Raw genomic sequence first — 22,419 nt, 5'->3', positions numbered from 1 at the left:
CAAGTAATATATCACTATTTATATAGAAGCAAAGTTTTTGTTGATTAGTACATAGTATTTAAATTAAAATATATACTTATAGCTAAGTAGAGATTGATGGGCAAAAAATTAACTAAAAATAAAAAACCACTGGCAAACAAAGAGGGTAAAAAAACACCTCCTGTTAAAGATCTTACTAAAAATAAGGGTAGGAGAGATTTTATAACATTAACTACATGCGCTATGGCAGGTATAGGAACTGCAAGTGGACTTTGGCCACTGATTAAGTCTATGAATCCTTCTGCTGAAGTTCTAGCAGCTTCCGCAGTGGAGGTGAATTTGTCTGGAATTCAAGAAGGACACGGAGTAAAAGTAAAATGGCAAGGTAAACCAGTATTCATTCGTAGGCGTACAAAGCAAGAAATTGAGGCTGCAAGGACTGTTGATGTGCAAAACTTACGTGATCCCCAATCAGATGAGCAGAGAGTACGTGAAGGAAAAGATGAATGGTTAATCATGATCGGAATATGTACACATCTTGGGTGTGTACCGGTTGACCATGCTACAAGAGATGGTAATGGTTGGTTCTGTCCTTGCCACGGTTCATATTATGATACATCAGGCAGAGTAATTGGGGGTCCTGCACCGAAAAATATGGCTGTACCTGATTATTTTTTCCCCAGTGAGAATGTTGTGGTAATTGGCAAGAAGGCTTAACGGAACTCGTTAAAAAAAACTCACAGGATCAACATCTATTATCACTGCAATACTCGAATTCAAGTTACAATTTTTAATCCAACATTTCAGCTTTTTTTGTATGGATAGGCTGTGCTTATTGTGTATTTTTAGCAATACCCTATACCGATACTTATTATTTAAAAAATTTATTGCTGCTGGTGATGGGCCAAGAATTTCAAATTCCTTTTTGTCTGCACTTACATTTTTTTCCTGGATACAAGTAGTTGAGCTACTTGGATGACAAAGAAGAGATTTTACTATTTCATTCGCTGCTTTTTGTGTCGCAATCTGATTCTTACCATAAATTATAAGCGCTATTAATCTGCTAAATGGTGGCATTTTGGCTTCGCGTCTTGACTCAAGTTCGATTTCATAAAATGAGTCCCTTTTTTGATGCAGCAATGCTTTTATTATTGAACTTTCAGGGTTATTGGTTTGCACTATTACCATCCCTTTTTCATTAAACCTTCCTGATCTGCCTGCAACTTGGTGCAATAATTGATACGTCTTTTCTGCTGCTCTTAAATCAGAATTTTCGAGACTCAAATCTGCATTCATTACTCCAACCAAAGTTAATTTAGGAAAATTGTGCCCCTTAGCAATTATTTGTGTGCCGATTATAATGTTCACCTCTTCTTTCAGTACCAAGTCAATTACGTTACTAACCGACTTCTGATCGCTGCTTATCATCGCAGTTTTTGCGTTTGGTATTAATTTTACCATTTCTTCAAGTAACCTTTCAATTCCTATGCCGTAGAGGGACAATGGCTGTTCACTTTGGCAATTAGAACATTTTTCTGGGAGTTTTAATTGATAAGAGCAATGATGGCACAAAAGAGCATTTTTTTTCTTGTGATATGTAAGCCAAACAGCACAATTTAAGCAGGAAATTTTATATCCACACTTTTTACAAACTGCCAGTTGTGCATACCCTCTGCGGTTTAGAAAAAGCATAACCTGCTGTTTTTTCTCTATGGTTTGTTTGATGCTTTCAAAAAGCTCAGAGGAGATCCATTGCTTGTTGTTCCTCATATCTACTACTTTAATGAGTGGCAATTCTGCACCACCGAATCGCTTGGTTAGCTTTACATGATTGTAATTCCCGCTTTTAACATGATGAATCGTTTCAAGCAGTGGAGTTGCTGATGATAAAATAATCGGAATATTTTCAAATTTGGCTAAGATTATCGCCATATCTCGAGCATTATATATAATTCCCTGTTCTTGTTTAAAAGATGAGTCGTGCTCTTCATCAATGATAATTAATTTTAGGTTTTTATAAGGCAAAAAAAGCGCTGACCGTGCACCAATAATTATCTGCGCATTTCCACTTGCTATATTGAGCCAATTATTTCGGCGAGTTTTTGGAGTGAGTCCTGAGTGCCATTCAACTAAGTTTTTTGATATCTGACCGCGAACACGATTTACCAATTGTGAAGTTAAAACAATTTCAGGCAAGAGGATTAGCACTTGCGCATTACCCTCTCCTGGTGTCATTCCAGTGCTTGACACTGGAATCCAGGTTTTGATCGAAAATGTTGTATAGTGCGCTTGTTTACAATCAATTTTGCTGGATCCCAGTGTCTGGGCACTGGGATGACACCCTCTTGGTAGACCCAAATCACAATGTTCGTACAGTTGTGTCTCTGGGCACTGGGATGGTAAAGTCTGAGCAGCATTTGGAACGGCAGTGTAATTCTTAATCAATTGTGCAATCACAGAGAGATAAACTTCGGTTTTTCCAGATCCTGTCTCACCGTCAAGCAAAGTCACTGAATACTTATTTAGATTACTTATTATTTCATCACTAGCTACCTGCTGTTCAGGGCTTAATTGGCAACTTATTTCACTTATTTCCTGCTTCTGCTTAGCACAAATCAATTTGTCTATTTGGTTTACTTTTAGCACTCCCCCCATTATCACTTTGGCAAGCATACCAATAGGTATTAAGTTATACTGCGCAACCCACTCTGCAAATGCAATCAATTTTGGTCTAATATTTGGTAGATCGATTTTTTGCTCAATAAATTTTAATTTCCGATCGCTCTTGTCACTATATCTCCAAACTATTCCGATCAAGCGTTTTTTGCCAAATGGCACCACTACGTAATCTCCAAGTAAAATCTCAGTATTTTCCTCAATTGCATATGAAAATAACTGATCAATTGGAAGTGGTAGTAATACGTCAACTGCTTTTGCCATAGTGATTGAGTTTAGCACTGTTTTGAAAATATTCGTTTGATTTTTGTGGATTGATTGGTTAAACTAGTATTAAGTTAGCTTTTTGAGGGTGAAGGTATGTTGACAGGTCAAGCAGTAGATAAGCTCAGGGAGTTTGTTTCCGTCCATAATGAATATAATAAAGGTAGAAGCCACACTTTCACTGAAGAACAAGTATTGCAAAGCAATAAAAAATTTTTCGAAACAAATACACATGTTAGCCTCAAAAGAAATGAAAAAGCTAATTACAACACTTTCTGTGCTCACGGTACTAACGCCTTTGTATTATTTTTAGCATTTGCTTTTGCAACTGCACAATTATTACCGGGCAACACAAGGAAGCTAACAGGAGTACCTAGAATTACAGGCGAATCATAAGGTAAATCACGAGTAAATAGTAACTTTGTATCGGCTGTAACATTATTAGATAATGATTCCGCTTTGTTCTCATCATATGAATTTGACTCATCGTATCCGGCATTTTACGCAAATAAATCAGTGATATCACTCCCTGGAGTATCGTACGATGAATTGTGTGATGCGGGAAAGAGAGAATATAAAAGAGTAGTAGATACAATGTATAGCAAACTTCAGAGGCAGTTTTCAAAGAAATATACAAAAAGAAGTAAAAATCAAGAATTGCAAGATAAAATAGGAAAGATTTTCCAAGATGAGTCTATGCGCGAAGTGTGTACAAAGTTATTCGATACTTCTGTTATAATTCTAGGAGATGGTATAGGAAAATGCGAAGGTAAAAAACTAGATCAAACAGAAATGGGTTTTGAACGAAAAGAAGTCTTGTACGAAAAAATAAATATTAGATGTATCATGGTTGACAAAGATGTTCTTATACCCCTGAAAAATTTAATTAACATGGTCAATCCAGAAATAGGAGAAAGTGTTGCGTGGTTTACTAATCAAGAAATACAAGGTTTTGAAGATGAGAGAGAAAATAATGCGAAAAATTCTGGCGCAAAAGTACCAGAAGATAGCTTTTTGAATACGTTTATAGAAAGATTTGGTGGTGAACTGCCTTTTGAGATTTCTAAGAACCTGTTTAAAATCTTCGTAATAAGAGAGAAATGAAGGAGAGAACAACCATCTGTAAGCTAGTGTTGAGTTTCCGCTCGCAATTTTTCCACAAACGCCTACATTTTTCCAACCAAGCAAAAGAACGCTCAACAACCCATCTCTTTGGCAATACAACGAAAGAGTGTAATTCACTTCGCTTTATTACCTCAACAGTTGCACCAATAGTAGCTTTTATTTGAGTTGCAAAATTTTCTCCTGTATAGCCAGCATCAACCAGTATATTTTTAACTTCAGAGAGGTTTTCTTCAGCCTTTTCCACCATTTCCACAGCACTGCTACGATCAGTTACTTCTGCCGTTGTTATATGAATTGCATGTGGCAAGCCTTGCGTATCAACTGCAATATGACGCTTTATGCCTGAAATCTTTTTACCTGCATCATAGCCCTTTTTTTCAGCAGTATCTGTGTTTTTAACACTTTGTGCATCAATTATACAGAAACTGGTTTTCTCTTTCCGACCATTGCTGATACGAACCTCTCCAACTAATTTTTTTTAAGACTACTTCCAGCAAGCTTGGTTCTGCTCCATTCTTTTTATTCCACATTTGAAAATAGTAATACACGTTCTCCCACCTTGGAAAATCTTTTGGCAGCATTCTCCACTGGCAGGCGCTTTTTAGGATATATAGCACTGCACAAAATACATCATACAAATCAAGTTTCCTTGGTTTTGTTTTCTTTCTGCTACTCTCCAGTATTGGTCTGATTTTTTCAAATTGTTCTTGACTTATATCGCTTGGATAGCTTTTTTGCATAGATATACCTCTTTCTTAACTATGCCTACTTTACCTCATATTTTCGAGATCCTTAACAGGTTCTAAGAAATTTGGTAGCACCACTATTGAAAAAGATTTATTATATTCATATTCATCAACTGGTAAGCGTGACAATAACAGACTTACTATACTGAAAAAAGAGGATCAATTAAAAGTATACAAAGAATCAGTAGAATATTCTACTCAAGAAGAAAATATAACAGGCGGTAGTAAAGAAAGTAACTCATGCCTTGAGCAAATCAATACTGAAGTTATAAATAATATTTCAGAACAACCGACTGCAAGCAATGTCACTACACAACCATTTGTTTCAACCCCTCCACAACAGGCACAACCAACGGATAGCGGTCCGCAACCAACTACAAGCAGTGCATCTCCATTGCAACAATCACCTGTCAGTAATGGAATTAATAATAATCTGCATCCAGAAAAGCAAGATAACCAGCTACCTATAGTAGGCAATCCAAAACGTAATTCTCCACAAAAACAAGCTTCAGGAATTTCTGCGAGAGGATGGACAATAGGCTTAGCATTATTATTCAGTGCTGTAGGAGCTACACTAGTTGCAATAGGAATTATTCCTGAGATTGTTGCTATTGGACTCATTGCAACTGCTGTATTGTTAGGAATTGTAGGTGCAGCATTAGGTTGTATAGTAGGGTATCTTACAGACATAACAGTAAACAAATGTTGTAATAGTGAAATGAAAGCTGCATAACTGACCATTAATGTCATTCAAATAACTCGTCTAGACATGTTTTTTTCTGGATTCTAGTATTGTGTGCATAACTGCATGAACATTGCGATTTGAGAGCAACTTTCACTAGGAAGGGTGTCATGAAAGTAGCTGACACTGGTTCCTTTATGACGGCAGTGCCCTCTTCTTGTCATCCGAGTAGCCCCTCTTCTGTCATCCCAGTGCTACCTTTCTTGTCATCCCAGTGCCCAGACACTGTGATCCAGAAAACTTAACTTTAAATAAGTGGCTGCATAATAAAGACTAGATCCCAGTGTCAAGCACTGGGATGACACCATAGGGGGCACTGGAATGACACCTCTCTTGGGCTCTTTTAGCCATAAATATTTAAGAAATTTACCAAATAAAAAAAAAGGCAAAAGAAGCCCTGGTCATTGTCTATTTTCTGTATTGGCGTTTTTTTAAGTCTTAAACACTGCAATTTAGCTGCTTTTAAATGCAACTCACCTTAGTTTAAATGTTTAAGAAATTTACTAAGCAGAAAAAAAGGCAAAAGATATCCCGTGTTAGCTAGTTGTCACTCTCTAATCCTGCAAATCGGCGTACTATACTGTCTTAAACAGCGCGTTTCAGCTTGTGTGGCCAGAAATGTTGTGAAGACATAAGGTGCACATAGTGCAAAAAATTAAAAATAAGACGCCAATCACGTAATACTGTTGTCGTTTAATCTGCACAGATTGAAGATAACTGAATATCTTCAGTCTCATGATAAGGGGGCTGGCGGAGGGTGTCAAGTAAGTTTTTATGGCCTACGCTGGAATGACATCATTTACTATATAATATTGTGTTATATTACAGATATATAGATCAATCCCTCAATATTTCATTTATAGAGATTTTCGATCTCGTCTTTTCATCCACTTTTTTTACTATGACTGCACAATAGGTTGAAATGTTATTTTTAGATGGAATAGACCCTGGTACCACTACAGAATAAGGCGGTACTTCGCCATAAAATACCTCGCTAGTTTCTCTATCAATAATTTTTGTTGATGCCCCAATAAATACACCCATGCCAAGGACTGATCCTTCTCTCACTACCACACCCTCAGCCACCTCGCTACGTGCTCCGATAAAGCAATTATCTTCTATAATGACAGGTGAAGCTTGAATAGGCTCAAGAACTCCACCTATTCCCACTCCACCGGAAATATGACAGTTTTTTCCTATTTGCGCACAGCTACCAATCGTTGACCAGGTATCTATCATTGTTCCTGAATCAACATATGCACCAACGTTAATAAAACTTGGCATTAGAACAACATTTGTGCCTATATAAGCAGATTGGCGAACAAAACACCCAGGAACTGCTCTAATTTTTAACCGGCGAAATTTCTCCTCATTCCATTCACTAAACTTGTTACCGATCTTATCAAACCAGCAATTGGTATTGTCTATTATTTTGTTTTCTTCAGTGAGAAAATGTAATAATATTGCCTGCTTTATCCACTTATGTACTACCCATTCTCCACTTGATAACTTTTCTGCTACTCTAATTTTGCCACTATCAAGAAGCTCAATCACCTCTTTAATTTCTATTCTTGCTGTTTTCTTTAGATTATAGTCATTAAATTTTTCTCTATTTTTCCAAATATTTTCTATCTCACTCTGTGTTTTTTTTAGTTGCAAACCTTCCATTTGTTATATATATATTAATATTAAATTTATAGCTCTATATCATTTGAGCTTGTTACTACTTTATATGTAAGTGCTATGAAAATACAATGTAATAGTTGTACTAAAACTTACTTAGTATCTCCTGAGCAAATTGGTGTATCTGGAAGAAAGGTAAAGTGTATGAACTGCAATCACATATGGCATGAATATCTAGAAGAAGTGTCAAACAAGTCGCCCTCTGCTAATATACAGGAAAAAAAAGTTAGTGGAAGGAATTTTTTACAAAATCTAGCATTCACCACTCTAGCTTTTGCAACAGCTACAGGGTTATGCGTCGTAATTGCTAATGGCATCTTTCCTAGAGAGATGAACAAAGCATACAAAACGATCAGTTTATATAAGGATTCAATAAGCTATAAATTAGGGTACAAAAAAGAACAAACAGAAAGTTCAAATGTAAAAAAACTTGCTGTAAATAAGTTTTATCAAGATTACCTTTTTTTATCTAATTTAAGATCTAGTTAAATAGGCATAAACCATTGCCGATATCGGTATTCAGTTTCTATAACTACTTAGATATGCGAATAGTATTAGGGTGACAGAGTTTTAAAAATAAGTTATTTTTTAGCAAAAAAGGCAGCTCATGAGTATTAAAATTGCACCTTCTATACTTTCAGCAGACTTTGCAAAATTAGGAGAAGAAGTAAGAAAAATTAGCGATTTAGGTGTAGATTACATACACATAGACGTTATGGATGGGAATTTCGTTCCAAATATTACAATTGGTCCTAGCGTTGTCTCTGCAATACGTAAATATAGCAATCTTCCTTTTGATGTGCATTTAATGGTCAAATCTCCTGGTGACCACATTGAAAGCTTTATAAATGCTGGTGCTGATATTATCACTGTACATGCAGAAGCAGAAATACACCTTGAGAGGTTGATAAGAAAGATAAAGTCATACAAAAATGTAAACGATGCAAAAAAACCGATTCAAGTTGGAGTTTCAATTGTTCCTTCAACTTCTCCAAGTGTGCTTGAATACATAATACATGAGCTAGATATTGTGCTGATTATGACAGTCAACCCTGGCTTTGGAGGGCAAGAATTCATTCATTCACAGTTGAACAAGATATCTACTATAAAAAAAATGATACAAGAGCGTAACCTTAAAACACAAATTTCAGTAGATGGTGGAATTAATTTTTTTAACGCAGCTGACATAATAAAAGCAGGTGCTGATATTTTAGTTGCGGGATCGGCGATATTCAAGGCTGAAGACATTAAAAAGGCTGCAAACGATCTTAAAAATGCATGAACGTTGTAATATGGTACAATGTTACATGATAATGAGACTGGCAAAACTTGCAAAGTAATTTTTTATGGCTTAAAAACGCGCTGGAAGGCACCCTACTTTAAATTCTTCATAAACCAAAGCACCAAATCGTCATCAAGATCAACTTTAGCGCCAGGTTTAATATCCTTATATTTGTACGTAACGCCCAAACCATCGGGAACATAGCCTCTCTTGACATATAGTTTTTGAGCAGCTCCATAATCAGCATAAAGACCAACACCCAAGCCAACAATATCACTTTTTTTAGCTGCTTCTTTTTCTGCAACTCCAAGCAAAGTTGATCCTACACTTCTATTTCTCATAAGTGGTAACACGTTAAGATCCATAATTTCTGGAATACCTTTATCATGAAAAGGTTTGTATTTGGAGCGCCATTTTATAGTACTTTTCATAATAGTCCAAATAAGGTAAAATAAGGATTTGTAGTAGTGAAGGTAGGTATGCCAGCAGCATATAGTTATGACTTAAGGAAAAAAGCAATGGAAGCTCTAGACGAGGGAGAAAGCAGAGAAACAGTGGCAGCAAGATTTAAAATTGGACGAACTACTTTGTGGGAGTGGCAGCAAAGAAGAAAAGAAACAGGTGACTTTCAATCAAAAAAACTTGGAAATGGAGGTTACAATCACAAAATTACCGACTGGGATGCCTTTGCTAAATTTGCCAGAGAAAACGGAGGAAAGACTCTATTGGAAATGGCTAAACTTTGGAGCAACGTTAGTATCCAAACTATCCACCGAGCCCTGAAAAAAATTGGATTTACACGCAAAAAAAGACCTATGGGTACAAGGAAAGAAGCGAAGAAAAACGTGCTAAATTCTTGAAAATTATAGCAACAAAAGAACCTAAAAACTTAGTGTATATAGATGAGTCTGGCATTGACAACACTGAAGACTACCCCTATGGATATTGTCAGAAGGGACAGCGGTTTTATGCCCTAAAATCTGGGAAGAAAACTCAACGAATCAGTATGATTGCAGCTTTAAGTGAAAGAAAAATAGTTGCTCCATTAACCTTTGAAGGCCACTGTAATATGGATATTTTTAATGGATGGTTTGAGCAATTTTTGATACCGACCTTGGAACCTGGACAAACTGTCATTCTTGACAATGCTACTTTTCATAAGTCTGATAAGATCATTAAGCTTGCTAAAGGGATTGGTGCAGAAATTTTGTATCTGCCACCGTATTCTCCAGATTTTAACAAAATTGAACATCATTGGTTTGCTATAAAAAACAGAGTCAGGAAAAACATTCCTCTATTCAAGTCTTTTCGTCATGCTGTTGATTCTGCCTTTCTATGATCTGTTCGGATTATTATGAGAAGTGCTATACTACCAAGCTATTACGATTGCAGCATACACTGTTTTTTAAAACTTTCATTCCCCTTGACTCTGTAAATTTTACAAAACTTGCCGTATTGCTTGCAAACACCAAGCGAGTTTACCTTTCTTATAATGGCTCGTTTCATCAATAAGTAGAACTTTACTTCTACTTATCTCTTGTTCGATCTGCTCATATGCTTCTTGGCATTTTTCTGCAACTCTAGCCTCGCTATTTGACACGCTACCAACACTGATGTCCAGGTTGAAAATATTTTTTATAATATTTGCTATTTCTCTTTTCGAGTTCTTGTAAAATCCGCTCAGCGCCGCGATTGTTGACTTAACTTTTGGACCAAATGTATCTGGCGTAACACCTTCTGGTAACTTACTGCTTCTTCTTTTCCCGCATCTCCGGCAACGACCATTGATATTCCACTACATAAGGCCTAATTTACGGAAGATCAACTTTTTGATGAATGTACGGTCCCTTGCATATTGCAATCTCTCCTCCGCATTCACAAGTAGATGACAACTTTACTTTTATCACCTCATCTGCATCCATTTTGGCGCGAAAACTTCCTTTATGACCAACCTGACCACCGACGTTTCTGTCGCTCTTTGGCTTGTCCTTCTTTATTTTGTATAATTCTTTAGAGCTTGGCAGAGATGAATTTTTCGAGTTTAAACCAAGCCTCTCCTTTAATTCAGCGTTCTCTATCCTCAGGGCTTTATTTTCTGCTTTTAAGTTTTCTACTTCTACTTCCAACTTCTCTATTTTTTTGCTGTAAATTTTTGCAGAGCTCTTCTAGATCAATCATATTACCTCACGTTTACCCTATGATTATCTTTTTAGATCACCTTGTCTACCTATTTTGCCACTCTGCTGAACGGATACACAAAATTCATTATAAAATAGCCATTTAACCTTTGAAGAAAAAATATGCCACAAAAAATGAGAGTCAGTAACCATAGCGAATATAACAAATTTCTAGAAATAAAGAGGAAATATTTTTCGTTACATCGATGAAGCTATCGAAAATTGGTATGAAAATAGTCCAAAAATGCAAGGCGGCAACTATATTTTATAATGCACCCCATAAATTAGACCAAAAAAAAATGGTTAATCCGAGTAAAAAGGGAAAAGAATGGAGTGTAGTATGAGAACAAAAAAGCAGAGTTAAAAGCAAAGATAGCTTTGGAAGCAATAAAAAATCAAAAAAGCACAGCAGAGATATGTAGTAATACCATCAACAAATTTATATGATTGGCGTGATAGAGTATTAGCAAGATTAAAAGACCTATTTATAGAAGAAAGTGAGAGTATAAGAAAACAAAGGATATTAGGACAAGAAATAGAAAATTTGCATAAAGTTATAGGGGAATTGACGGTTGAAAATAATTACTTGAAAAAAAAATTACTGAAATAAACAAAAAAGATAGGATAAAACTTATAGAAAAAGACTCTGATCTATCAATAAGAAAACAAGCTAATTTATTGAGGATTTGCAGGTCTAGCTTATATTATAGTCCTATAATTAATGATGAAAGTGAGATAGCAAATTTAATTCAAGAAATATATTTGGCTTCAGACTGCCATTATGGATATCGAAAAATTACTGCTGAAATTATAGCAAATGGAATAGTAATCAACCATAAGAACCTCAGTTATGGATTAGAAAATAGATAAAAGTATAACTAAGAAGAGGGAAACAGGGTAAACTCGAGTATTTTAGTAATAATAAGAGGTTACCCATGAAGAAAGATATTACAGAACTGTACTGTTGCGTCGAGGATTTTTGTCGTGCGGTAGATGATAATTTTGCAAATAGGTTCTTATCAAACGGCAAAAAACCAACCAGAGTACCAGAAATAGCGCACTCAGAAATTCTAACCATAATCCTATTATACCATAAATCACCATGTAAAAACTTCAAGGCTTTTTATCTTTGTTATCTTCAGTTATTCTATAGATCAGAGTTTTCAAAGCTGCCTTCATATCACAGATTTATTGCCTTAAAGCCGCGAGTTTTGTGGTATTTAGCATTACTTTTGCAATGGTTTTGTGAACAAGCAAAAATGACCGGGATTTCCTACATAGATTCTACTTCAATAGCAGTATGCCATCGAAAAAGAATCTCAAGAAATAAGGTTTTCAAAGGATTAGCAGAGTTAGGAAAGAATACTTACGGCTGGTTTTTTGGTTTTAAATTACATGTAGTAATCAATGAAATAGGTGAAATTCAAGGTGTTACGCTAACCAGAGGTAACGTCGATGACAGAAAACCTGTACCAACTCTAACCAAAAAACTAACTGGACTTTTGTTTGGAGATAAGGGCTATATAAAGAAAGAGCTCTTTGAGAAACTATTCGATAGAGGTCTAAAACTCGTCACTAAAGTGAAAAAAGGTATGAAAAATGCACTGATTTCGCTGAAAGAGAAGATTTTACTAGGGAAAAGATCGATTGTTGAAACGGTTTTTGGCTGCCTAAAAAACAAATTTGAACTTGAGCACACTCGGCATAGATCCACAGTAAATTTCTTGGTACATATTTTTTCTACCCTCATTTCTTATTCAATGCAATCGAAAAAGCCCTGTATTTCTCAGCTTTACTTCGTTGGTTAATCCATAACTGGGGTATAAGAAGGTTTTGAGAATAATGAAAAAGATGGGAATTACTGGGTTATATTGTAGAAAAAAACATAACACTAGCATTAAAGATAAAAAACATAAAATATATCCTTATTTACTTGAAGGTTTGATTGTTTGTAGAGCTAACCAGGTGTGGGCCACTGATATAACGTACATTATGCTTGAAGGTAAGTTTGTCTATTTTGTAGCAATAATGGACTTGTATAGTCGCTATATTATTGCTCATTCATTATCACCATATCTTGATGCTGGATTTTGCATTCATACTCTCAAAGAAGCTCTAAAACAAGGTAAACCTGAGATTTTCAACAGTGATCAAGGTGTGCAATTTACAAGCTATAATTTCATTATGGAGTTAGAGCGTGCTAATATAAAAATCAGCATGGATCATAAAGGACGCTGCTTTGATAATATATTTATTGAACGCTTATGGAGAACTTTAAAACAAGAAGCCATATATTACTATAGACCAAACAGTATCAGAGATTTGGATGTTGTAATAAAGGATTTTGTTGGTTGGTATAACTATAGAAGGCGACATCAGTCTTTACATTATAAAACTCCTGCTGATCTCTATTATCATAGACAATGAATGAATATGTGCTTTAAATGTGTGTGGACGCACATATTCATTATTTTTTTTAGATTAGAACTTCTTTACAAAAAAATCGGATTACTTTGAAAAAAATGGTCTAGACAAATGGGTGCACTATACCGCTGGTCTACTCTCCTTTGAATGATTCAGAAAACATTCCATTGACATGCTGAACAACAGATACGACACTATGTCGTTTACCGTAAAAACTCATATTTTACACAATCACAGCGAGGAAACACATTCCTCGAACGGATAATTTCATTATACTTAACATGGAAACAAAAGGGCTTTCCAAAATCTCCTATCTATTGTTTCTTAAACCACTCTGCTGAACGGATACTAGTAAATTTCTTAATGTTTATGGCTAAAAGAGCCCAAGAGAGGTGTCATGCCAGTGCTCCTTTTTTTGTCATCCGAGTAGCCCCTATGATGTCATTCCAGTCTGGAATCCAGTTTTCCATATAATCTCATCGAAAATGTTGTAACCACTTTCTGTGCTAGTTTGCTTGCTTACAAGCAAACTTTCCTGGATCCCAGTGTCAAGCACTGGGATGACACCATTCTTTTTCCTGGATCCCAGTGGGCTTTGTTGCATCGCACCTTATACTGGTAATAATTTACGATAAATTCATGTAGCCATTTCGCATACCAATGTCAGTGAATTTATTGAGCAAATAACACTTGAGTCGCAGTTCCTTCTCACGATTAACCTCAGATTTGTTCCGAAAACTAAACCCGAATGTTTGTTTCAGTCGCGAGAAAAAACCTTCTACATAAGATCTTTTCCCATAATTTACTTTCTTTTTCCATTCTTTCACGCCATCTTCACCATGTAATTTCATTAACTGAATAGCGACATTTCTATCAAGCATATAATCTATTTCTGGATGTTCTGCCGCATTGTTTATTGGTGGAATTTTTGTCTTTATATCATATTCGTTACACAACTTATAAAACTTGTGCCTATCATATGCTCTATCTGCATATAGTGCTTTTATGGCATGAACTTCTTTTAGCAAATCACAAGCTCCATAGTGATCAGACCGTTACTGTATTTTGCAGCTATATATTCAACATTACATGCAATTTTCTATAGCTGCGATACTTTCTATCTTCGCTATTTTCCTTCAGGAGTATTGTTGTATATCTGTACTGTCTATAGCAATTTCGATATCTTCCATATTATTTTCTGCAATCATTGATCTTAATATTAAGTTTCTTTTGATGCTTGTGAATAGCTGATAACTTGCAATTTTTCCCAATTTGCTCAAGGTATCCTGCTATAAATCCAACTGTTTGCCTCAAACCTATTCTGAATAGATGGGTTATTATATGTATCAAAATTACAACTTTATCACTATAAATATAGTTGCCGCCTTGCATTTTTGGACTATTTTCATACCAATTTTCGATAGCTTCATCGATGTAACGAAAAATATTTCCTCTTTCTTGCAAAAATTTGTTATATTCGTTTTGGTTACTGACTCTCATTTTTTGTGGCATATTTTTTCTTCAAAGGTTAAATGGCTATTTTATAATGAATTTTGTCAGTAACTGCCAGATTTTTTCGGTTGCTATGCAACAAAGCCATTCCAGACTGGAATGACACCATTTGTTGTGCAAATTACCTTTGCAAACAAATGTTCGTACAGCTGTGTGTCACGCACTTTGCTTCAATATTTGCACATTAGCCACTCCCCTGAACAGATACCTATTTTCTTATAAAAGAAATTCCTATATATAAATAATTGCCCTGATAACACCTAAAATGTAAAATAGTTTTACTAATTTCTATACTCCATAATAAGAACAGAAAGTGCCTCAGGCCCTATCCACTCTGAGAATTCTCATGCTTCTATCTGGGTAAGGCCGCTTTAGGCATAACACCCTAAACTTGCCAATTTTTATGTTTATTTGTGACCGTTTATTGTTTTGCACCCCAGTCTTTTTCAAATATTGCAAGTCCTTGATCGGTAAGCGGATGGTTAAGTAATTGTCTAAGTACTTTTGCTGGTACAGTAATTGAATCAGCACCAAGCCTTGCAGCTTCTATTACATGCGCTGGGCTTCTTACTGATGCAACAAGAACTTTAGTATCAAAATCGTAATTAGAATATATAGTGCATATATCTTCTATTAGCGATAAGCCATCATAGCTTATATCATCAAGACGACCAACAAAGGGAGAAATAAAACAAGCACCGGCCTTAGCGGCAAGCAGTGCTTGTCCAGGAGAAAAACATAACGTGATGTTAACAGGTATTTTATGCTCTGTCCACAACTTCTTACAAGAAATTAATCCTTCATGTGTAAGAGGTAATTTTACCACAACATTATCAGCGATTTCTGCTAAATTTAGACCTTTTGTGATCATCTCTTCATGGCTATCTGCAACAACTTCAACACTAACAGGCCCCTTGACAATAGAGCATATTTCACGCACTAAATCCTCGTATTTATCTTTACGCCCGGACTTTGCTATTAAAGAAGGATTAGTTGTTATTCCATCAATAAACTCTTTTAGTTCTTTAATTTCATTTAAATCAACGCTATCAAGAAAAATTTCCATATTAACCTCCCATAAAAACTTGGAAAATTTTATCATCCTATCACAACTGTACAAATATTGTATTTTAATGCAACATGAACAACTACCGGCCAGTTTTCGATTGTACACTAAGCTGGTGAGTGTAAAAGTAGCTGACACTGGTTCCTTTATGACAGCAGTGCCCTCTTTTTGTCATCCGAGTAGCTGACACTGGGATGGCTTTGTTGCATCGCACCTTATACTGGTAGTAATTTACGATAAATTCATGTAGCCATTTCGCATACCAATGTCAGTAGACTTCTTTCAACATTAGACTTCTCTCAGTTTTAAAAGAAGTCTATTGTTGAAACCAGCGCCTCCTTCTCCTGTCATCAAAGTAGCTTGACTACTTGGATCCAGAAGAAAGAATGGTGTCATCAAAGTAGCTTGACTACTTGGATCCAGGAATTTTATTAAGTATAAAAGTAGCCATTTTATGCTAAAATACAACGTTTTGATGATTATGAAAAGGCTGGATCCCAGACTGGCCTCCTAGTAGAGATCGCTTTTGTAATTGCAACATTCATGCAATCTTTAGCCATAAATATTTAAAAAATTTACCAAATGAAAAAAAAGGCAAAAGAAGCCCTGGTCATTGTCTATTTTCAGTATCGGCGTTCTTTAAGTCTTAAACACTGCAATTTAGCTGCTTTTAAACGCAACTAACTTAAGCTATAAATGTTTAAGAAATTTACCAGCAGAAAAAAAAGACAAAGAATCCCCGGAGTAGCTAGTTGTCACTCTCTAATCCTGCAAATCGGCGTACTATACTGTCTTAAACAGCGCGTTTCAGCTTGTGTGGGTAAAAACCCAGAAATGTTGTGAAGACATAAGGTGCACATAGTGCAAAAAATTAAAAATAAGACGCCAATCACGTAATGCTGTTGTCATTTAATCTGCACAGATTGAAGATAAATGAATACCTTCATTTTCATGATAAGGGGGCTGGCGGAGTTTGTCAAGGAAGTTTTTCGTTTAATTTTCGTCCTGTTTCTATATACCACTTAGCTAACATGAGTTTTGTTTTGACTTTTTGTGCTAATTTTGCAGAATATTAAGATTATCATTTAAATAAAATACATGACGAAAGAGGATTGGGAAGCGGTAATTGGGCTTGAGGTGCACGCTCAAATTTCTTCTAATACGAAGCTATTTTCTAGCTCATCAACGGAGTTTGGTGCTGAGCATAACACTCAAGTTTCTCTAGTTGATGCGGCGATGCCAGGTACACTACCAATACTAAACTACTACTCTATAGAGCAAGCAATACGCACCGGTCTTGCACTTTCTGCAGAAATTAATAAGTGTTCTTACTTTGACCGGAAAAATTATTTTTATCCTGATTTACCGCAAGGTTACCAGATAACCCAGTTTTTTGAGCCAATAGTTAAAAATGGTAGAGTATTTATCAACGACAATAAAAAGGAAATAAGAATTGCGAGAATTCATCTAGAGCAAGATGCAGGGAAGAGCGTTCATGAGGAAAGCAAAACTTATGTGGATTTAAATCGTGCAGGGGTTGCTTTAATGGAAATTGTTTCAGAACCAGATCTCCGTTCATCTGCGGAAGCTGCAGAATGCATGAAAAAATTGAGGCAGATTTTGCGTTACATTGGTTCGTGTGATGGTGATATGGAAAAGGGATCACTTCGTTGTGATGCAAATGTTTCTGTCCGCCTAAAAGGCAGTAGCACATTTGGCACTCGTTGTGAGATAAAAAATCTGAACTCGATACGTTATATTGTGCAAGCTATAGACTATGAAATACAAAGGCAAATTGAAATTTTAGAAAGTGGGGAAGAAATAAGTCAAGATACCTTATTGTTTGACGTCGCTTCGGGAAAAACAAAAGTGATGCGAAACAAAGAGGATGCAAGCGACTATAGATACTTCCCTGAGCCTGATTTATTACCTATTGAGGTAAGCCAGGAGAAGATTGATTTAATTCAATCATCTTTGCCTGAGTTACCAGATCAAAAAAAGCTGCGATACATTGAGGAATTGGGTATCAACGAATACGATGCAAACGTCATTACTTCCGATAAAGCAATTGCTGATTACTTTGAGGAATTGATAAAAAAACATGATTCAAAGCTCGCAGTCACCTGGTTAACTGTAGAGCTTTTCGGTCGTTTAAATAAAGCAAATATTGATATTGTGAGCTCCCCAATCAAAGCAAATGCTTTGTCAGAACTCTTAGATTTTATCGTTGATGGAACAATCTCTGCTAAACTTGGCAAACAAGTATTCGATAGTATGTTTGAAACTGGCAAACCTGCATCTCTAATTATAGAAGAGCAGGACCTAAAGCAAATAACCGATAAAGTTCAAATAGCAGAAGTTATCGACAAAATCATCAATAACAACCAAGATAAGGTTCAAGAATACAAAAGCGGTAAAACAAAGTTATACGGGTTCTTTGTTGGCGAAGTTATGAAACTTACTAAGGGAAAAGCCAGCCCTGATGTGGTGAATTCAATTTTGAGTGAGAGATTAAGTAATTAGTTACATTTTTTTATTTACGTAACAGCACATCTCGTAGATATTCTCAGATTTACGCTACGATATCTGTATATCATGACATATAACTTTTTTACCATTTGTTGGTACTATTTTTAAAATTACGTGAGGCTGAGGATGTCTGAAACTTATCCTGCTGGAGGGGCGAAAAACCTTATCCACGGTTTTATTTGCCAACTGAAATGGCTAATGCTATTTTTGAAACGTGCGATGGATAAGGAATATTCTTTCCGCTTAGCTACAGAACTGAGGTTAGCTGCGAGTTTTGACGATCTCGTCTTTCAGTATGAACAAAATGGGAAAATAATACATAGGTTCATGCAGATTAAACACACGCGAAAGAGATATAAAAAGATCAGCATAGATGACTTATTAACACACAAAAAAAATGACGATTTTGGCTTAGTAAAATACCTTATTGCTTATTTCATAATCAAAGGTAGCGGGAAGTTTGATAATGGAATTCTAGAGGATTTTATTATTGCTACAAATGCTGACTTTGATCTTAAAAGTCTTGTAGATAAGAAAATTTCAGTCACGAAAATAAAAACAAAAGATGATTTTCTTAGTATAGGTAACAGTGCAAGATATAAGCTTAAAGATTTAAAAGGTAATATTGCTCAATACTTGAAGCAAAGCATGGCTTCTATGAAAGATAAATTAAGTAAGAAAATAAGCAATGGTAAGAAGATAAGCGATGAAGAAATAGATAAAGGAATAAAAGACTTTCTAAATAAGCTAGTGTTTGCAGTGAATTTGCCTAATGAAGTTGAGCTTGGTGAAATCATTAAAAATGAGCTAGGTAAAGAATTTAATAATATTGATAGAAAGAACGTCTATAGTCGCTTTCAGGAAGAAGCTCTAGATTGGATGAAAGCAGAAGAAGGAAAGTTTCTGTCACATGAAGAAATAAATGAGTTTTTTGAAAAAATAAGAGAGGAAATTTTAGGAGCGATTTGGTTTGGCATAATAGAGCCAGTGGCATCTTTTACTGGTAGAAGTAGTGAATTAAAAGCCTTACATGACGCACTACAAAGGAGCACGGGCAGGCAAGCGGTGATATCGCAGGTTGCTACTATTAGTGGTCTTGGAGGAGTGGGAAAAAGTGAGTTAGCTAGGAAATATGCTTACAAGTATGGAAAGTATTATGGTGGCAATGTTATATGGATAAACGCTGAAAACTTTGAAGATATGAAAAATTCTTTCTTGAGGTTAGCTGGGGATGATAGATTAGGCATTCCTCCCAAAGATAAGCACGGAAGGGACAAAACGATAGAAGCTATTGTTGAAGAAATATATGCTTTTTTTGCAAGAAGGGGAAGGAAAAGCCTATTCATTTTTGATAATGCTGAGGGATATAAAGGTATTAAAAACCCCAGTTATGGATTAACCAACGAAGTAAAGCTGAGAAATACAGGGCTTTTTCGATTGCATTGAATAAGAAATGAGGGTAGAAAAAATATGTACCAAGAAATTTACTGTGGATCTATGCCGAGTGTGCTCAAGTTCAAATTTGTTTTTTAGGCAGCCAAAAACCGTTTCAACAATCGATCTTTTCCCTAGTAAAATCTTCTCTTTCAGCGAAATCAGTGCATTTTTCATACCTTTTTTCACTTTAGTGACGAGTTTTAGACCTCTATCGAATAGTTTCTCAAAGAGCTCTTTCTTTATATAGCCCTTATCTCCAAACAAAAGTCCAGTTAGTTTTTTGGTTAGAGTTGGTACAGGTTTTCTGTCATCGACGTTACCTCTGGTTAGCGTAACACCTTGAATTTCACCTATTTCATTGATTACTACATGTAATTTAAAACCAAAAAACCAGCCGTAAGTATTCTTTCCTAACTCTGCTAATCCTTTGAAAACCTTATTTCTTGAGATTCTTTTTCGATGGCATACTGCTATTGAAGTAGAATCTATGTAGGAAATCCCGGTCATTTTTGCTTGTTCACAAAACCATTGCAAAAGTAATGCTAAATACCACAAAACTCGCGGCTTTAAGGCAATAAATCTGTGATATGAAGGCAGCTTTGAAAACTCTGATCTATAGAATAACTGAAGATAACAAAGATAAAAAGCCTTGAAGTTTTTACATGGTGATTTATGGTATAATAGGATTATGGTTAGAATTTCTGAGTGCGCTATTTCTGGTACTCTGGTTGGTTTTTTGCCGTTTGATAAGAACCTATTTGCAAAATTATCATCTACCGCACGACAAAAATCCTCGACGCAACAGTACAGTTCTGTAATATCTTTCTTCATGGGTAACCTCTTATTATTACTAAAATACTCGAGTTTACCCTGTTTCCCTCTTCTTAGTTATACTTTTATCTATTTTCTAATCCATAACTGAGGTTAAAAGGTTTTTACCTTCATCTTTACATCCTAGGCATAAAAAACCTTATGTTTTAATTACTTCTCGTGACTGTAAGTGGAATGTGAGAGGAGAAGGTGATATAAAAGTAATACAATTAGATGAGTTTGGTGAAGTAGAAGCTTTAGAATTTGTTAGAAAAGCTTTGAACATAGAGAACAATTTACAGGATAGGGAAATAGAAGAGCTAACAAGAGAATTACAATATTTTCCATTAGCTTTAGGACAAGCAGTTGTATATATTCAAGATCGAAATGAGGAATCAAGATTAAGGGGTGATAAGAGATTTAAAATAAGTGATTACTTAAAAGAGTATCAACAAAATGCAGGTGAATTGCTTAAGAAAGGAGTTTATGAAAATGAAGATCGTTATACTAAAACAGTTTTAACAACTTGGAACATTACGATGACATATATATGCAAGGAATATGGCTTTGAAGCATTAAGCATTCTTGAAATAATGGCCTATCTTGCTCCTGACAATATCTGCATCAAAGAAATTTTTTCAAAATTAATAACAGATGATAAGGCAAAGCTTTGGAATGCTGTTGAGTTACTTAATCGATATTCAATGATTAAATTAAGGGAAGGAGTAGTAAATATCCACAGGCTAGTACAAAAAGTAACAAGATTAAAATTACAAGAGAACCGACAAGAAGAGAAAACCCTCAGAAAGGCTCTAGAATTGATAAACAGTGGTGATTTAGTGAAAGATAGTAAAATTCATGTTGCATCTATTTGGGGATATGCAAGTAAACACGGTAGGTTGATTGATGACTTTTACAAAGATACTAATTTGCATTTGCTTGTTGAAAATGATGATTATAAAGCGATTAAAAACTTATTAGCATATATAAAGAAAAAACATCAAGATAAGCTTAGTGAGATTGTTAATGCTAAAGATGGGTGTGATATTGCTCCATTGCATTTAGCTGCTGGAAATGGGAAATTGGACATAGTAAAATACCTGATCAATAAAGGTGCTAGTATTGATGCTAGGGACTGTTTTTACCAAACGCCATTATACTGGGCTGCTAAGAGTGGAGAGTTAGACATGGTAAAATATCTTGTAAATAAAGGCGCTAGTGTTGATATTGAAGATAGTTATGGCTGGACTGCATTATACTGGGCTGTTGAGAATGAAAATTTTTATATAGCAGAATACCTTATAAAAGAAAAAGGTATTGATGTTAGTGCTAGGTACAGCAATGGCAAAACTATGTTACATGAGGCTATTAGGTTTGCGAAACTGGATGCGGTGAGGTACCTAATTGGTAAAGGAATTGATATTGATATCAAAGACGGATATGGCGGTACTCCATTGCATTGGGCTGCTATCAGAGAAAAGATTGATATGGTAAGATATTTTATAGAGCAAGGTGCTGACGTTAATGCTAAAGATAATGATGATCTAACGTCGTTACACTGGGCAGTTTTATACGCGAACTTGAAGGTAGTAAGATGTCTTGTTGAAGATGGTAGTGATGTTGATGCTAAAGACAAACGTGGCTGGACACCATTGCACTTGATTGCCAAGAATAACCGTCTATTATGGGGGGATGATTTGAATGAAATGTTGGGAACAACAGAATACTTCATTCAAAAAGGTGCTGATGTTAACGCTAAGGATAAAGACAGCAACACACCACTACACCTCGCTGCTATGAAGGGAAAGATTGATGTAGCAAAAGTACTACTAAAACACAACGCCGATGTTAACGCTAAAAATAATGAAGGAAAAACAGCATTGTATTATGCAGCTAATAATAATCACCAAGAGCTTGTGGAATTGCTTTTAGCTCATGGTGCATCCTTATAACTATTGAAATTTTGC

The 22,419-nt window shown here is 35.5% G+C and carries 18 protein-coding genes and 7 pseudogenes; 16 read left to right on the top strand and 9 right to left on the bottom strand.

Going from position 1 to position 22,419, the window contains the following annotated elements:
• The first annotated feature begins 96 nt into the window (after window positions 1–96).
• Window positions 97–696, top strand: coding sequence for a ubiquinol-cytochrome c reductase iron-sulfur subunit (gene petA / locus NBW39_RS00160; RefSeq protein ID WP_250295232.1), 600 nt, complete (start codon window positions 97–99; stop codon window positions 694–696).
• A gap of 9 nt (window positions 697–705) precedes the next feature.
• Here the strand turns inward: petA and priA are convergent, their stop codons facing one another.
• Window positions 706–2,919: a replication restart helicase PriA gene (gene priA / locus NBW39_RS00155; protein ID WP_250295231.1), complete on the bottom strand. Its 2,214-nt coding sequence runs from the start codon at window positions 2,917–2,919 to the stop codon at window positions 706–708.
• A 96-nt stretch (window positions 2,920–3,015) separates the two neighbouring features.
• On the opposite strand from priA, the gene NBW39_RS00150 reads away from it, so the two are divergent.
• Both NBW39_RS00150 and NBW39_RS00145 read left to right on the top strand, forming a co-directional pair.
• On the top strand, window positions 3,016–3,315 hold the full coding sequence (locus NBW39_RS00150) for a hypothetical protein (RefSeq protein WP_250295230.1): 300 nt from the start codon (window positions 3,016–3,018) through the stop codon (window positions 3,313–3,315).
• 63 nt (window positions 3,316–3,378) lie between these two features.
• The gene (locus NBW39_RS00145; RefSeq protein ID WP_250295229.1) at window positions 3,379–4,023 is read left to right on the top strand and encodes a hypothetical protein; all 645 of its coding nucleotides are present in this window, start codon (window positions 3,379–3,381) and stop codon (window positions 4,021–4,023) included.
• Here NBW39_RS00145 and NBW39_RS00140 read toward each other — a convergent pair.
• Window positions 3,995–4,784 (bottom strand): IS5 family transposase gene (locus NBW39_RS00140; RefSeq protein WP_250294658.1). Its coding sequence is split into 2 segments (ribosomal slippage): window positions 3,995–4,522 and window positions 4,524–4,784, totalling 789 coding nucleotides; the frame shifts between segments, so codons are not numbered across the junction. The two genes, NBW39_RS00145 and NBW39_RS00140, sit on opposite strands and share 29 nt — an antisense overlap.
• Window positions 4,785–5,184: 400 nt before the next feature.
• On the opposite strand from NBW39_RS00140, the gene NBW39_RS00135 reads away from it, so the two are divergent.
• Window positions 5,185–5,523: a hypothetical protein gene (locus NBW39_RS00135; protein ID WP_250295228.1), complete on the top strand. Its 339-nt coding sequence runs from the start codon at window positions 5,185–5,187 to the stop codon at window positions 5,521–5,523.
• Between the two features lie 220 nt (window positions 5,524–5,743).
• Window positions 5,744–5,806: pseudogene (locus NBW39_RS09100) on the top strand (WPE palindromic element domain-containing protein); the annotation flags it as partial.
• A gap of 563 nt (window positions 5,807–6,369) precedes the next feature.
• On the opposite strand, the gene dapD reads toward NBW39_RS09100, so the two are convergent.
• Complete coding sequence (gene dapD, locus NBW39_RS00130) at window positions 6,370–7,200, bottom strand: 2,3,4,5-tetrahydropyridine-2,6-dicarboxylate N-succinyltransferase (protein WP_250295227.1); 831 nt, start codon at window positions 7,198–7,200, stop codon at window positions 6,370–6,372.
• Window positions 7,201–7,275: 75 nt separating this feature from the next.
• On the opposite strand from dapD, the gene NBW39_RS00125 reads away from it, so the two are divergent.
• A complete protein-coding gene (locus NBW39_RS00125) occupies window positions 7,276–7,704 on the top strand; it encodes a zinc-ribbon domain-containing protein (protein WP_250295226.1) in 429 nt (142 codons plus the stop codon).
• A 118-nt stretch (window positions 7,705–7,822) separates the two neighbouring features.
• Complete coding sequence (rpe, locus tag NBW39_RS00120) at window positions 7,823–8,497, top strand: ribulose-phosphate 3-epimerase (protein ID WP_250295225.1); 675 nt, start codon at window positions 7,823–7,825, stop codon at window positions 8,495–8,497.
• A gap of 92 nt (window positions 8,498–8,589) precedes the next feature.
• On the opposite strand, the gene NBW39_RS00115 is transcribed toward rpe, so the two are convergent.
• Window positions 8,590–8,928, bottom strand: a complete 339-nt coding sequence (locus NBW39_RS00115; RefSeq protein WP_250295224.1) for a GNAT family N-acetyltransferase — start codon at window positions 8,926–8,928, stop codon at window positions 8,590–8,592.
• Between the two features lie 48 nt (window positions 8,929–8,976).
• On the opposite strand from NBW39_RS00115, the gene NBW39_RS00110 reads away from it, so the two are divergent.
• Window positions 8,977–9,836, top strand: a protein-coding gene (locus NBW39_RS00110; protein ID WP_250294642.1) for an IS630 family transposase whose coding sequence is annotated in 2 segments (ribosomal slippage) — window positions 8,977–9,301 and window positions 9,301–9,836 — 861 coding nt in all. Because the reading frame shifts where the segments join, the coding sequence is not laid out codon by codon here.
• A gap of 28 nt (window positions 9,837–9,864) precedes the next feature.
• Here NBW39_RS00110 and NBW39_RS00105 read toward each other — a convergent pair.
• A pseudogene (locus NBW39_RS00105) lies at window positions 9,865–10,675 on the bottom strand (DUF6444 domain-containing protein); the annotation flags it as partial.
• 122 nt (window positions 10,676–10,797) lie between these two features.
• Here NBW39_RS00105 and NBW39_RS09095 point away from each other — a divergent pair.
• The 5 genes and pseudogenes from NBW39_RS09095 to NBW39_RS08775 form a co-directional block, all read left to right on the top strand.
• Window positions 10,798–10,939 (top strand): annotated as a pseudogene (locus NBW39_RS09095) (IS5 family transposase); the annotation flags it as partial.
• A gap of 107 nt (window positions 10,940–11,046) precedes the next feature.
• A pseudogene (locus NBW39_RS00100) lies at window positions 11,047–11,520 on the top strand (IS3 family transposase); the annotation flags it as partial.
• Window positions 11,521–11,609: 89 nt separating this feature from the next.
• Window positions 11,610–12,482 carry an IS982 family transposase gene (locus tag NBW39_RS00095; protein ID WP_250294632.1) on the top strand — a complete coding sequence of 291 codons (873 nt, stop codon included), beginning with the start codon at window positions 11,610–11,612 and terminating at the stop codon, window positions 12,480–12,482.
• A gap of 7 nt (window positions 12,483–12,489) precedes the next feature.
• A pseudogene (locus tag NBW39_RS00090) lies at window positions 12,490–13,101 on the top strand (IS3 family transposase); the annotation flags it as partial.
• A 140-nt stretch (window positions 13,102–13,241) separates the two neighbouring features.
• Window positions 13,242–13,426, top strand: a pseudogene (locus tag NBW39_RS08775) (IS66 family transposase); the annotation flags it as partial.
• Between the two features lie 105 nt (window positions 13,427–13,531).
• On the opposite strand, the gene NBW39_RS00085 reads toward NBW39_RS08775, so the two are convergent.
• The 3 genes and pseudogenes from NBW39_RS00085 to fsa all read right to left on the bottom strand — a co-directional run bounded on the left by NBW39_RS00085 (window position 13,532) and on the right by fsa (window position 15,676).
• Window positions 13,532–13,702, bottom strand: coding sequence for a hypothetical protein (locus NBW39_RS00085; RefSeq protein WP_250295137.1), 171 nt, complete (start codon window positions 13,700–13,702; stop codon window positions 13,532–13,534).
• Window positions 13,703–13,724: 22 nt separating this feature from the next.
• Window positions 13,725–14,610: pseudogene (locus tag NBW39_RS09090) on the bottom strand (IS5 family transposase).
• 421 nt (window positions 14,611–15,031) lie between these two features.
• Complete coding sequence (fsa, locus tag NBW39_RS00070) at window positions 15,032–15,676, bottom strand: fructose-6-phosphate aldolase (RefSeq protein ID WP_250295223.1); 645 nt, start codon at window positions 15,674–15,676, stop codon at window positions 15,032–15,034.
• Between the two features lie 1,098 nt (window positions 15,677–16,774).
• On the opposite strand from fsa, the gene gatB reads away from it, so the two are divergent.
• Both gatB and NBW39_RS00060 read left to right on the top strand, forming a co-directional pair.
• The gene (gatB, locus tag NBW39_RS00065; protein ID WP_250295222.1) at window positions 16,775–18,199 is read left to right on the top strand and encodes an Asp-tRNA(Asn)/Glu-tRNA(Gln) amidotransferase subunit GatB; all 1,425 of its coding nucleotides are present in this window, start codon (window positions 16,775–16,777) and stop codon (window positions 18,197–18,199) included.
• A 204-nt stretch (window positions 18,200–18,403) separates the two neighbouring features.
• Window positions 18,404–19,651, top strand: coding sequence for an ATP-binding protein (locus tag NBW39_RS00060; protein ID WP_250295221.1), 1,248 nt, complete (start codon window positions 18,404–18,406; stop codon window positions 19,649–19,651).
• Here NBW39_RS00060 and NBW39_RS00055 read toward each other — a convergent pair.
• On the bottom strand, window positions 19,601–20,473 hold the full coding sequence (locus NBW39_RS00055; protein ID WP_250294632.1) for an IS982 family transposase: 873 nt from the start codon (window positions 20,471–20,473) through the stop codon (window positions 19,601–19,603). The two genes, NBW39_RS00060 and NBW39_RS00055, sit on opposite strands and share 51 nt — an antisense overlap.
• Window positions 20,474–20,649: 176 nt before the next feature.
• Between NBW39_RS00055 and NBW39_RS00050 the strand changes: the two genes are divergently transcribed.
• Complete coding sequence (locus tag NBW39_RS00050; RefSeq protein ID WP_250295220.1) at window positions 20,650–22,404, top strand: ankyrin repeat domain-containing protein; 1,755 nt, start codon at window positions 20,650–20,652, stop codon at window positions 22,402–22,404.
• Window positions 22,405–22,419 lie beyond the last annotated feature (15 nt).

The sequence above is a fragment of the Wolbachia endosymbiont of Oedothorax gibbosus genome, from assembly GCF_936270435.1.
GTDB lineage: Bacteria > Pseudomonadota > Alphaproteobacteria > Rickettsiales > Anaplasmataceae > Wolbachia.
Note: the sequence above shows the minus strand (reverse complement) of the source record. Positions and strands in the feature narration are given on the sequence as shown.

Bases quoted from the DNA above. Each gene is read 5' to 3' on its own strand.
- petA (WP_250295232.1), top strand. From the start codon at position 97: ATGGGCAAAAAATTAACTAAAAATAAAAAACCACTGGCAAACAAAGAG.
- priA (WP_250295231.1), bottom strand. From the start codon at position 2,919: ATGGCAAAAGCAGTTGACGTATTACTACCACTTCCAATTGATCAGTTA.
- NBW39_RS00150 (WP_250295230.1), top strand. From the start codon at position 3,016: ATGTTGACAGGTCAAGCAGTAGATAAGCTCAGGGAGTTTGTTTCCGTC.
- dapD (WP_250295227.1), bottom strand. From the start codon at position 7,200: ATGGAAGGTTTGCAACTAAAAAAAACACAGAGTGAGATAGAAAATATT.
- NBW39_RS00125 (WP_250295226.1), top strand. From the start codon at position 7,276: ATGAAAATACAATGTAATAGTTGTACTAAAACTTACTTAGTATCTCCT.
- rpe (WP_250295225.1), top strand. From the start codon at position 7,823: ATGAGTATTAAAATTGCACCTTCTATACTTTCAGCAGACTTTGCAAAA.
- NBW39_RS00115 (WP_250295224.1), bottom strand. From the start codon at position 8,928: ATGAAAAGTACTATAAAATGGCGCTCCAAATACAAACCTTTTCATGAT.
- NBW39_RS00095 (WP_250294632.1), top strand. From the start codon at position 11,610: ATGAAGAAAGATATTACAGAACTGTACTGTTGCGTCGAGGATTTTTGT.
- NBW39_RS00085 (WP_250295137.1), bottom strand. From the start codon at position 13,702: ATGCAACAAAGCCCACTGGGATCCAGGAAAAAGAATGGTGTCATCCCA.
- fsa (WP_250295223.1), bottom strand. From the start codon at position 15,676: ATGGAAATTTTTCTTGATAGCGTTGATTTAAATGAAATTAAAGAACTA.
- gatB (WP_250295222.1), top strand. From the start codon at position 16,775: ATGACGAAAGAGGATTGGGAAGCGGTAATTGGGCTTGAGGTGCACGCT.
- NBW39_RS00060 (WP_250295221.1), top strand. From the start codon at position 18,404: ATGCTATTTTTGAAACGTGCGATGGATAAGGAATATTCTTTCCGCTTA.
- NBW39_RS00055 (WP_250294632.1), bottom strand. From the start codon at position 20,473: ATGAAGAAAGATATTACAGAACTGTACTGTTGCGTCGAGGATTTTTGT.